This window comes from Streptomyces montanisoli, assembly GCF_017813245.1.
In the GTDB taxonomy this organism is placed as follows: domain Bacteria; phylum Actinomycetota; class Actinomycetes; order Streptomycetales; family Streptomycetaceae; genus Streptomyces; species Streptomyces montanisoli.
In genome coordinates, this window is sequence record NZ_JAGIQL010000188.1 from 1 (window position 1) to 10,916 (window position 10,916).

Sequence of the window (10,916 nt, forward strand, 5' to 3'; positions counted from 1 at the left end):
ACACGCGCCCAGCTGCGCGGACGCGCCGGACGCGGACACGCGGCCGGCGGCGGCAGGCACCGCGTGCGTCAGAGTTCCGCGTATGTCGCCGTCGCGTCGTCGTGCCGCTTGCCGCGGACCTGCCGCGCGTCCGTCTCCAGCGCGCGCACCCGGTCGATCAGGGACTGCGGGCCGCCCTCGCGCACCAGCGCGAGGCACTCCGCCCAGCCGCCCTGCTCGAACTTCTCGACCCAGCGCGCCGCGCCGTCCGTCATCGCCAGCAGGGACCGCACCTCGGCGGCCGGCGTGCTCCCCGTGACCGCCTTCGCCGCCGCCGACGGGTCTGCCGCCGCCGTGAAGAAGCCGCCCTCCGCGTTCCGCAGCGCGTCCGTCGACGCGACCGACCGCTTCACCTCCGCCGGGATGTGGTCGAGCCGGTCGTCGACCACCGCGCGCACCCGCCCGTCGCGCCCCTCCACCAGCAGCGTGGAGTCGGACAGGACCAGGTGCTCGACCACGCCCCCGGGCGCCGCGCCCCAGCGTGCGACGACCACCGTGGCCTGCGGTGTGCGCGGGTGAGAAAGTTCACAGGTGTCACGGTGTTTGGCCGCCGTAAAGGCGATGGACTCGGCCAGGATCTCCGTCAGTGTCATGTCCCGGCGTGAACCGCACAGTTCAGCCAAAGTTCCGCCCAGGCGCGCCGTGAACCACGGGACCCCGTGCACGCAACCGTCGTCGCCCTCGGGCGGTGTGACACCGTCGAGCAGGACGAGCGCCCCGCCCTCGCCCGCGGCGGGCAGGACGACGGAAGTCCAGTCCTCGTTGGGGCGTGCGGCCGTTCCGGGTGCAGTCGCCTGTTCGATGCGCATGATCCCCAGTCTGCCGGAGCGGCACCGCGGTGTGACGACGCGGGTCACGGCACACGAGGCCGAAAAACGATCACTCGGAAGGCCGTGCCACGGCTGCGGGCGGGCATCCTTGCAAAGGGCGCGTCCAAGGTCCATTCGGCGCGCCGCGCCGCGCCCCCGCGCACGTCGGGGGAATTTGAAGGCCAACTCCTCCGTGATGTTCACTCGTTCAGGTGGCGGGTCGGCCGATGCGCGTCTTCCTCCCAAAAGCACTGCAATCGTCGGGAGCCGTGCCAGGGGCCGGGGGTGGCTCGTCGTGACCCGCCGTCACCCCGGCTTCATGGGCGGACGAGTCGAGAATGCGAGCACCGGTGCAGAACAAGCGGCCTCGGGGGAACGGCGGTGTGCACAGCGGCACTCCGGTGGGGCGCCCCAAGCGGGTACGCACCCGGCTCGTCGCCGGTGTCGCGGTCGTCGGCATCGCCGTCCTCGCCGCAGGCACCCCCGCCGTGCTGCACGGCTGGACCGGGCTCCACGACGCCCAGCGCCTCGTCACCCTCGCACGCCTCGACAGCCAGGCCGTCGCACTCTCCGACTCTCTCGCCGACGAGCGCGACCAGGCCGTCGTCTTCGTCGCCGCGGGCCGGCCGACGAAGGACGGCGAGCAGGACAGTGAGGGGACGGCGGACGGCCTGACGGCGGCAGGCGAACGGGTGGACCGGCAGATCGCCGAGTTCCGCGCGCTCGCCGCCGCATCCGCATCCGGATCCGGATCCGGATCCGGATGCGGATGCGGATCGTCGGGGCCCGCCGGCCCGGACGCGTCCGCCGGCGCGCTCAAGAGCCTGGGCGCCCTGGAGCCGGCGCGCAAGGCCGCGATGATGGGCAAGGGCTCGGCGTCCGCCACGTACACCGCGTACTCCCGCATCGTCGCCTCCGTGGAGGGCGTCTCCGAGCAGGTCGCCGACCGCGCTCCCGCGGACGATGCCCCCGACGCGCGCGCGGCGGCCTCGCTCGGCCGCGCCGTCGACCAGGCGTCCGCCACCCGTGGCCTGCTCGTCGCCGCGCTCACCATCCCCGACGACCGGACGCGGACCACGACCGACCCGCTCACCGGAATGACGGTGACCACAGGCCACTCGGGGAGCCCCGCCGAGAAGGCTCGGGACGCGCTCAGCGCGGCGGCCCAGCAGGCGCGCGTACGCGAGCTCGCCGCCCTCGCGGACTTCGACGACACCGCGTCCGCCTCCACCCGCCAGGCGTACGAGGGCACCGTCGCCGGCGCCGGGGCCACGTCTGCCGAGAAATACCTCGGCAGGCTCACGGCCACCCCGCGACTGCCGGACTCCGCCCTCGGCACCGACCGCGACAAGCTCGACACCGCGCTCACCGCCAGGATCGACCGGATGCGGGGCGCGCTGTCCGGGCTCGACGCGCGGGAGCTGAAGGGGTTCGAGAAGCTGCGCGACGGCGCCGTACGCGACCTGGAGCTGCGGGCCGCCCTCCTCGCCGGCTGCCTGATGCTCGCCGTCGCCGTGTCGGCCGCGGTCGCGCGCACTCTCACCAGGCCGCTCGCGGCGGTGCGGCTCGGCGCAGCCCGGGTCGCGGCGCGTCCCGCCACACCCGAACCGGTGCGGTTCACCGGCCGCAACGACGAGTTCGCCGACGTGGCCCGATCGCTCAACACACTTCACAGCAAGGTGCTCTCGCTCACGGCCCGCCTCGCCGAAACCGCGGCACCCGAGGCACAGGACCGCGCGGAACGGGACCACGCGGAACGGGAGCGCGCGGAACGCGACCGTGAGGACGCGGCCGAGGAGCGCGCAGGGCTCCAGGCGCGGATCGCCGACACCACCGACCACCTGCGGCGGCTGCGCCACACCGTCCGCCACACCTTCGTCGACCTCTCACTGCGCAACCTCGGCCTGGTGGAGCGCCAGCTCGGCGTCATCGAGTCGCTGGAGGAGCGCGAGCAGGACCCCGAGCGCCTCGGCACGCTCTACAAGCTCGACCACATGGCCACGGTCATGCGCAGGCACAGCGAGAACCTGCTGGTCCTCGCCGAACACCGGCAGACGCACGCCCACGCGGAGCCCGTCCCGCTCGTCGACGTGCTGCGTGCCGCCGTCAGCGAGATCGAGCGCTACGAGCGCGTCACGATCCAGACCCTGCCGCCGGGGGCCCGCGTCTCCGGGGCCGCCGCCGACGACCTCAGCCACCTCGTCGCCGAACTTCTGGAGAACGCGGCCTCGTTCTCGCCGCCCGAAGCGGCGGTCGAGCTGTCGGGGTGGCCCCTGGAGACGGGCGAGGTGATGCTCTCGGTCGTCGACCAGGGCGAGGGCGTCGCCGGCGAGCGGCTCGCCGAGCTCAACGCCCGCCTGGCCGCGCCGGGCCACGAGGCCCCGACGGAAGCGGACGAGGAGGACGAGGCGGGCGAGGGGCTCGGGCTGCGGGTCGTCTCCCTGCTGGCCGCCCGCCACGGCGTCCGCGTCGAACTGCGCGGGCAGCAGGATGGCGGCGGCACGACCGCCGTCGCCTTCCTGCCCCAGCACGTGGTGCCGTCGGAGGCCCACGCGGCGCCCGAGGCCCCCGAGACCCCCCAAACCCCTGAAGTGCCCGAACGGGCGCCGTACGAACCGGCGCGGGACCCGCTGATCGTGGCCGCCGAGGCGACCGTACGAGCGGCGGAGAGCGCCGGAGCGATCAACCCAGGGGCGGCCGTGACCGGGTTGCCCGGCGGCGAGCCGCGCGTGCCAGCGGCGCGCACGCCGGGGCAACCGCCGCACCATGCCGCCGCCCAGGGCCCGTACGCCGCCGGTCCCGACTCCCACGAGCGGGCGGCGGCCGCCCCCACCGGTGACGGCCTCGACCAGGACACCTTCGCCATGCGCCTGCCGCCGCGGCCGGCCGCGAGCCGTGAGCTGCCCAAGCGGGTGCCCAAGGCGGTCAGATCGGCGGGCGCGCCCCCGGTACGCAAGCGCGGCGTCGACCCGGAGGAGTTGCGCAGGCGGCTCGGCGGCTTCCACTCGGGCGCCAGGGCCGGGCGCCAGGAGGCCGAGGAGGAGATCCGCCAGGCGGCCACCCGGCAGGCCCAGGCGCAGGCAGAACAGGCCGACGGGCAGCGGCGGGACGGTCAGCGGGCCGACATGCGGCAGGGCGACTGGCAGCGCATCGACGGGCAGCCGGGTGACCGGCAGCGCATCGACGAGGCGCGGGACTACGAGCGGCAGCCGTACGGCCGCCAGGCCTACGAGCCGCTGCCCTACACGCCCCGCATACCCGAGTCACGGACCGAGCACCTGACGACCCGGGACCGGGACCACACGGCCGGGCAGCACACCGAAGCGGCGGGGGACACAGTCGAGGAGGCGCGCAGTTGACTGCGACCGGCACATGCGGACTGAGCAACGAGGCACGCAACCTGCACTGGCTGCTGAACAACCTCGTGGAGGAGGTCCACGGCCTGCGTTCCGTCGCCGTCGTGTCGTCGGACGGGCTCCTGCTCCTCTCGTCCGACCCCGGGCGGACGGAAGAGGCGGCCGCCGCCGCGGCCGCCGGGCGCCAGGGCGGCCCACGCGGTTCGAGCGCCGACCTGGCGACGGTCGTCTCCGGCATCGGCAGCCTCACCATCGGCGCCGCCAGGCTGATGGAGGGCGGCCCCGTCAAGCAGACGATGGTCGCGATGGAGGACGGCAGCCTCTTCGTCATGGCGATCAGCGACGGCTCGCTCCTCGGCGTGCATGCCGCGCCGGACTGCGACATGAGCGTGGTCGCCTACCACATGGCGCTGTTCGTCGGCCGCGCCGGGCACGTACTGACGCCCGCGCTGCGCGGCGAACTGCGCAGGTCCGTCGCGGGCGGCGGCGAGGACGCCACGGGGAGCGGCCGGTGAGCGGGGGGTGCCGCCACCGCGGCGCGGCTCGTCCCGGGTCGTGCCCGAGGTGCGCGCGATCGTGGGGCTCTGCCGTCGCATGCGGACGGTCGCGGAGGTGGCGCCGCTCATGAGGATGCCGCTCGGCGTGGTGAGGGTGCTGCTCAGCGACCTCGCCGACCACGGAAAGATCAGGGTGTACGGGACCGGCCACGGCACCGAACAGCCGGACCATGCACTGCTGGAAAGGGTATTGAGTGGACTCCGCCGTCTCTGACGACACCGCAGACACCGGCACCGCAGACGCCGCCACCGCAGACACCGAGGACGCGTCCGTCGAGGCCGCCGCCGTCTCCGAGCCGGACGAGAGCGCGCGGTCCCGGCAAGTCGAGCGGACCCGCGCGCCCGTCGCGACGAAGATAGTGATCGCGGGCGGTTTCGGGGTCGGCAAGACGACGTTCGTCGGCTCGGTGTCGGAGATCCCGCCCCTGCGCACGGAGTCGCTGATGACGGCGGCGAGCGCGGCCACGGACGACCTCACCGCCGTGCCCGGCAAGGTGACCACGACCGTCGCCATGGACTACGGCCGCATCACGCTCGACAACGACCTGGTGCTCTACCTGTTCGGCACGCCGGGCCAGCAGCGGTTCTGGTTCATGTGGGACGACATCGTGCGCGGCGCGATCGGCGCGGTCGTCCTTGTCGACACGCGCCGCATCGACGACTGCTTCCCCGCGCTCGACTACTTCGAGACCTGCGGTCTTCCCTACATCGTCGCGGTGAACCACTTCGAGGGCGCCGAGGCGTTCGATCCGGCGGCCGTCAGGCACGCGCTCTCCGTCGCGGACAGCGTGCCGCTGCTGATCATGGACGCGCGCCAGCGGGTGTCGGCCGTGGAGTCGCTGATGACGCTCGTTCGGCACGCGCTCGAGACCGGCGGGCGGTAGTCGGCCGCCGGGCTACAGCCCCGCGTCCGGGCCCGTCCCGGTCCCGCTGCCGGTCCTGGCCCCGGTGCCGGCGACCGCCGGCAGCCGCGGCGGCCGGTACGCGGCCGGGCTGAGCACGGTCCCCGACGCGTCCGGGCGTACCGCGCCGAGCAGCGGGTTCGCGGCGATCGGCGACACCTTGACGCGCCCACCGGGGCGTGGGGCCTGGACGACCTTGCCGTCCCCGAGGTACACCGCGACGTGCGTGGCCTTCGGGAAGTAGACCACGAGGTCGCCGGGGCGCAGCCGGTCGAGCGGCACGCGCGGCAGGTCGTGCCACTGCTGCTGGCTGGTGCGCGGCACGTGCACACCGGCGTGGGCCCACGCCTGTGACGTCAGGCCCGAGCAGTCGAAGGCGGCGGGGCCGGTGGCGCCCCACTCGTACGGCTTGCCGATCTGCGCCACGGCGTACCGCAGCGCCGCGGCCCCGGCTGCGGTCGGCGTGGCGGTCTTCGCGGCCTCGCCCTGTGGGCCGAGCGCCCCGGAGTTCACGAGGTCCTGCTGCGCCTTGTCCGTGCCGCTGCGGTCGAGCGCGGCCAGCCGGCCGAGTACGTCGGGGCTGAGCCCGGCGAGCAGCGCCTCGACCTGCCGGAGCTTGGCCTCGGCCGTGTCGCGCTGCTGCTTCTTGCGCGCGGCGAGCTGCTGCTGCTTCGCGAGCGCGGTGCGGGTGGCGACGACGGCCGTGTCCGCGTGGCGCATGCTCGCCACGAGCCGGGCCCGCGTGGCGACGTTGCCGCGCGCGGCACGCGCCAGCATGTGCTGCTGCTCGACGGCGCGCTCTGGGTCGTCGCCGAGCAGCATCTGGAGGTAGCCGGAGAGTTCGGGGGTGCCGCGGTACTGCGCGCGGGCCAGGGCGCCCGCCGCGCTGCGGCTGTGGTCGAGCGCGGCCCTGGCCCGGTCGAGGCCGCTGCCGGCCTTGTCGGCGACGGCGCGCTGCTTCGTGAGGGCCTGAGCGGTGGCGTTGTACGCCTCGTCGGCGGCCTCCGCCTGCTGGTAGAGGCTCTTGAGCTGGGTCAGGAGCGCGGCGACACCGCCGGGCTCGGGAGCGGCGGGCTTGGCCCTGGCGGCGGGGGGCGTGGCTGCGGACGTGGGGACGACGGTCAGCGCGGTGATCGCGACGGTCGCCGCGACCGTGGCGCAGGCGGATCGCAGGCGCGACATGTCACCTCCGGTGGGGTGGGAACGAGCCGCGGGGAGTGGTGTTTCGCGCGCGGCGCTCGGCGGATTCATGAACGCCGCACCATGCGATTACCTGACGAGTCGTCCGGACGGGGGAGGAATTTCACCCGCTGGGCTACACCCGCGACCACCCCGGCGGGGCACCTTGCACGCGCACGCATGACGTGCGTGCACGTCCGGGGACCGCGCCCGCCCGCCTTGCCGCGCCGGGCCCCGCTGGGTGGCGCCCAGCGGGCCCGCGGGCCAGTGCCGCAGCAGTCTCGGAGCCGGTGGCCCGATGGGGCGGCCCCTGTAAGGCGGGGCTCAACAGGCCCCGGGGCCCGGGGTTCGGCGTCAGGGCCGAGGGCACGCCCCCCCCCGGGGCGGCTCACGGCGGTCCCGGGCGGGCAGCCGAGCCCGCGTCCCGGCAGGGCGCTCAGCGTTCAGCGCGGGGGCGTGGTGCGCCGGGCCAAGACCGGCGGGTCCGACAGCCGTACGGCTGTCGGGGCGGCCCCCACCCACGAGGCGGGGCTCGACGGGCCCTGGGCGGGCCCCGAACAGTGGGCTCGGCCACGCCCCCGTGGCGCGGGCTCAGCCGTCGCCGCGGGGCGGCCTGCGGGTCCAGGGCCAGCGGGGGCCGTCCGCCACGTGGCCCTCCGGCGCGTATTCGTACGTCCAGCCCCGCTGGAGGCCCAGCCGCTTGGTGAAGCCGGCCGCCACGCGCCGGTACGTGTACACCGTGGGCGGCGCGTCACCCTCGTTCGGCACCGGGATGTCGTACCACTTCGGCGGCTGCCCGGTCAGCCCCGTCAGCACGGGCAGCACGCGCCCGTCCAGCGGGCCGCCGACGAACAGGGTGTTCTCGCTCCTCACCCCACCAGTCTCACCCGGAAGTCATCGAGCGCACCAGCGGGGCCAGCTTTCGCGCCAGCGACGCGACGGCACCGTCCACCGTCTCCTGCGCCGCCATCGCGGCGACCGCCTCCGCCGTCTCCGCGTCCCGCGTCGCCGTCGTCGCGAGCAGCGCCACCAGGTTGTCGACCAGCCAGTCGCGCAACTCGGCGGCGTCCGGCCGCTTCTCCTCGTCCAGCCACGTCAGGGACGCCGACTCGACCGCCGCGATCCACGTGCGCACCAGCATCCGCAGCCGCGGGCCAGGCCGCACGGCGCCCAGGTGCAGCAGTATCTGGTCGGCCCCGGCCCTGCGCACCTCGTCGACGATCGCCGTCGTGCGCGACGTCTCGCACACACCGCCGCCGCTCAGCAGCGCGCTGAAACCCGTGCCGTGCTCGTCGACGAACGCGAGGTAGCGGTCGAGCACCCGCTTCAGGCGGTCCGTCGGCGGGCCCACCGGCGGCTCGGTGAAGCAACGTTCCAGCTCGTCCGCCGACGAGCGCAAAGCGGCCTCGTACAACTGCTGCTTGCCCCCGGGGAAGTACCGGTACACGAGCGGCCGCGACACGCCCGCCGCGGCCGCCACGTCCTCAGGCGTCACCTCTTCGGGCGTGCGGTGCGCGAAAAGTGTGAGCGCCGCCTCCAGCAGCTGGGCCCGGCGCCGCTCCACACTCAGCCTGCGGTAGGCGGGAGGTGGTGCGGGCGTCGCGGCGGTCATATGTGAAGGGTAACCACTGGCCCCCCGCGGCGGGATCAGGCCAGCAGACCCGAGCTGCGCCACAGCGCCCTGCCGGGGCCGTGCAGCACGCCGATGTCGTCCAGGAAGTCCGTCAGCCGCTTCGCGCCCGACTGCATCACCTCGCGCCGGTGGCCGCTGGCCCTGACCTGCGCCACCGCCTCGCGCCTGTCGAGGCCCACGTTCTCGTACACCTGCGGGTTGACGAAGCAGACCGAGAACACGCGGGCGGCCTGCCCGCTCGACACCCGGGTGAACTCCCGCTCCCAGCGCGGGGCCGTCACCATCTGCCGGCGCAACTCCTCGCGCGCGTACCGCACGTGGCGCGACTCCTCGATGACGTGGATACGCGTCACACCGCGCACCAGCGTCTGCACCCGCTCGTCGGGGAACGTCAGCCGCTGCATCCAGTCGAGGATCTCCTCGCCGAGCAGCGTCGCCGCGAAGGAACCCGGCGTCGTGGACACCGTCTTCAGCGCGCGCGCCATGTTGTGGTAGACGCGCGGCACCGGATAGGCGGGCGCGCCGCCCCTCTTGATCATCCGCGCGAACATCTTGGAGTGCCTGCACTCGTCCGCTATCTCCGTGAGCGCGTACCTGACGTGGTCGCTGGTCACGGACTTGTCGTAGATGTGCCGCACGAGCAGCTGCATCAGGATGATCTCGAACCAGATCCCGAGCGACGCCAGCGAGGCCGCCTCGTGGCGCGCCAGGTCCATCCGCTGCTCCTCCGACATCCGCCGCCACATCGGGGTGTCGTAGAGGGAGACGAGCTCGGGCGGCCAGAACCACTTGCCCTCGTCGAGCGGGGCCTCCCAGTCGAGCTCCGTGTCCGGGTCGAAGGAGTGCTTGGCGGACGACTCGAGCAGCCGCTTGGCGATCTGCTCACGGTCCTTGAGCGGCCCCAACGCGTCCTGCAGGACGGGGTCGTTCATCAGGGAGTCGCGGCTCGGTCGGGCGGGCGCGGTCGTCATGGTGCGTGCCTCCTCGGTCGGTTGAGGGGCCGAGTTACCGGCGGTCACCCCCTATGAGACTGCTTGTCAGCAGAGTCGTCAATCCCCTGGACGGGACTTGTTGACTCCGCGTCTAGCAAGGGCGGGGGCGTTGTGGCCTTGTGGCGTTCCCACGCCGTGCCGGAGCGCCGTGCCGTGGCGCCGTGCCGTGGCGCCGTGTCGCGACGCCGTGTCGCGACGCCGTGCCGGGCCTCCGCGGAGTGGCCGGAACGGAACGGATCAGGCCGGAAACGCACGGCGTGATCCGGCCCCGGCGCGTCACGATGGACGTATGACCGCGATCTCCTCCGTCGGCTCCGTCGGCGGCCCGAACGCCGCACGCCGAAGTCTCGAAGGGCTCGCCATGGGCGACGCCTTCGGCGAGCGGTGGTTCTCCCGGTTTCGCGAGCCCGAGGAGGCACGCGAGCAGATCAGACGGCGAAGAACGCCCGACGAGCCCCGCTGGCCCTGGACGGACGACACGGCCCTCGCCCTCGCCGTGCACCGCGTACTCGTCGAGCGCGGCGCCGTCGACCAGGACCGCCTAGCCGCCTGCTTCGGCCTCGCCTACGACGCCCACTCGGGGCGCGGCTACGGGTACGGCATGCACGTCCTGCTGCCCGCGCTGCTCTCCGACCCCGCGTCGTGGCGGACGCTCGCACCCGGACTGTTCGACGGCGGCAGCCTCGGCAACGGCGCCGCCATGCGGGTGGCACCGCTGGGCGCCTGGTTCGCCGACAACCTCTCGCGCGCGGCCGAGCAGGCCGCCCTCTCCGCCCGCGTCACCCACGCCCACCCGCAGGGTGTCGCGGGCGCGGTGGCTGTCGCCGTGGCGGCCGCGCTGTCGGCACGCGGGGAGCTGACGCTGGACGCCGTCGCGGCGGCGACACCCCGCGGCGCCGTGCGCGACGGTCTGGAGCGGGCGTGCGAGACGCCCTTCACGACGGAACCGGCCCGCGCGGCGGACGCGCTGGGCAACGGCAGCCGCATACGCGCCGACGACACCGTGCCCTTCGCCGTCTGGACGGCGGCCAGGCACCACGACGACCTCGCCGACGCGCTGTGGGCGACGGCCGAGGCCCTGGGCGACGTCGACACTACCTGCGCGATCACCGGGGGCATCGTCGGCGCGCGCACCGGCATCTCGGCCACACCGACGGACTGGCGCCGCCGCCGCGAGCCCCTCATGCCCGGGGAGCCCGCAGGCTCCGCGGAGCGCGACGGCTCGCGCTGAGCCGCCCTGCCTCGGGCTGAGCCGGGCGGTTGCGGCGGGCCCGCCGCGTGAGTCGTGCGTTCCCCAGCGCGGTTGAGCGACACCCTGGCGTGATGGCGCCGCCGGAGCGGTGGCCGGCCCGGGGGCCGTACGTGAGCGCCGACTTCGCCGTCGGACGGGCAGCACTGCGCCACCGCAGGCCGCGGCCATCGGCGTGGCTACCGAGGCCGAGCGCGCCG

The 10,916-nt window shown here is 74.4% G+C and carries 9 protein-coding genes and 1 pseudogene; 5 read left to right on the forward strand and 5 right to left on the reverse strand.

Annotation, left to right across the window (positions count from 1 at the left end):
• Window positions 1–68 precede the first annotated feature (68 nt).
• Complete coding sequence (locus tag JFN87_RS28760) at window positions 69–848, reverse strand: protein phosphatase 2C domain-containing protein (RefSeq protein ID WP_209344702.1); 780 nt, start codon at window positions 846–848, stop codon at window positions 69–71.
• Window positions 849–1,231: 383 nt separating this feature from the next.
• Here JFN87_RS28760 and JFN87_RS28765 point away from each other — a divergent pair, with 383 nt between their 5' ends.
• The 4 genes and pseudogenes from JFN87_RS28765 (at window position 1,232) to JFN87_RS28780 (ending at window position 5,645) form a co-directional block, all read left to right on the forward strand.
• Window positions 1,232–4,207, forward strand: coding sequence for a sensor histidine kinase (locus JFN87_RS28765; protein WP_307865628.1), 2,976 nt, complete (start codon window positions 1,232–1,234; stop codon window positions 4,205–4,207).
• Window positions 4,204–4,719: a roadblock/LC7 domain-containing protein gene (locus tag JFN87_RS28770; RefSeq protein ID WP_209344706.1), complete on the forward strand. Its 516-nt coding sequence runs from the start codon at window positions 4,204–4,206 to the stop codon at window positions 4,717–4,719. Before JFN87_RS28765 ends, JFN87_RS28770 begins: the two co-directional genes overlap by 4 nt.
• Window positions 4,720–4,747: 28 nt before the next feature.
• Window positions 4,748–4,975 (forward strand): annotated as a pseudogene (locus JFN87_RS28775) (DUF742 domain-containing protein); the annotation flags it as partial.
• Window positions 4,956–5,645 carry a GTP-binding protein gene (locus JFN87_RS28780; RefSeq protein ID WP_209344710.1) on the forward strand — a complete coding sequence of 230 codons (690 nt, stop codon included), beginning with the start codon at window positions 4,956–4,958 and terminating at the stop codon, window positions 5,643–5,645. The pseudogene JFN87_RS28775 and the gene JFN87_RS28780, both read left to right, overlap by 20 nt.
• A gap of 12 nt (window positions 5,646–5,657) precedes the next feature.
• Here the strand turns inward: JFN87_RS28780 and JFN87_RS28785 are convergent, their stop codons facing one another.
• The 4 genes from JFN87_RS28785 to JFN87_RS28800 form a co-directional block, all read right to left on the reverse strand.
• Window positions 5,658–6,845: a C40 family peptidase gene (locus JFN87_RS28785; RefSeq protein WP_245182319.1), complete on the reverse strand. Its 1,188-nt coding sequence runs from the start codon at window positions 6,843–6,845 to the stop codon at window positions 5,658–5,660.
• 588 nt (window positions 6,846–7,433) lie between these two features.
• Window positions 7,434–7,715: a DUF8847 domain-containing protein gene (locus JFN87_RS28790; protein ID WP_209344714.1), complete on the reverse strand. Its 282-nt coding sequence runs from the start codon at window positions 7,713–7,715 to the stop codon at window positions 7,434–7,436.
• Between the two features lie 10 nt (window positions 7,716–7,725).
• The gene (locus JFN87_RS28795; protein WP_209344715.1) at window positions 7,726–8,454 is read right to left on the reverse strand and encodes a TetR/AcrR family transcriptional regulator; all 729 of its coding nucleotides are present in this window, start codon (window positions 8,452–8,454) and stop codon (window positions 7,726–7,728) included.
• A gap of 35 nt (window positions 8,455–8,489) precedes the next feature.
• On the reverse strand, window positions 8,490–9,446 hold the full coding sequence (locus JFN87_RS28800; RefSeq protein ID WP_209344717.1) for an AurF N-oxygenase family protein: 957 nt from the start codon (window positions 9,444–9,446) through the stop codon (window positions 8,490–8,492).
• 310 nt (window positions 9,447–9,756) lie between these two features.
• Here JFN87_RS28800 and JFN87_RS28805 point away from each other — a divergent pair, with 310 nt between their 5' ends.
• On the forward strand, window positions 9,757–10,698 hold the full coding sequence (locus tag JFN87_RS28805; protein ID WP_209344719.1) for an ADP-ribosylglycohydrolase family protein: 942 nt from the start codon (window positions 9,757–9,759) through the stop codon (window positions 10,696–10,698).
• The last annotated feature ends 218 nt before the right edge of the window (window positions 10,699–10,916 follow it).

Excerpts from the sequence above, each read along its gene's own strand:
- JFN87_RS28805 (WP_209344719.1), top strand. The coding sequence starts at position 9,757 with ATGACCGCGATCTCCTCCGTCGGCTCCGTCGGCGGCCCGAACGCCGCA.
- JFN87_RS28785 (WP_245182319.1), bottom strand. The coding sequence starts at position 6,845 with ATGTCGCGCCTGCGATCCGCCTGCGCCACGGTCGCGGCGACCGTCGCG.
- JFN87_RS28760 (WP_209344702.1), bottom strand. The coding sequence starts at position 848 with ATGCGCATCGAACAGGCGACTGCACCCGGAACGGCCGCACGCCCCAAC.
- JFN87_RS28800 (WP_209344717.1), bottom strand. The coding sequence starts at position 9,446 with ATGACGACCGCGCCCGCCCGACCGAGCCGCGACTCCCTGATGAACGAC.
- JFN87_RS28795 (WP_209344715.1), bottom strand. The coding sequence starts at position 8,454 with ATGACCGCCGCGACGCCCGCACCACCTCCCGCCTACCGCAGGCTGAGT.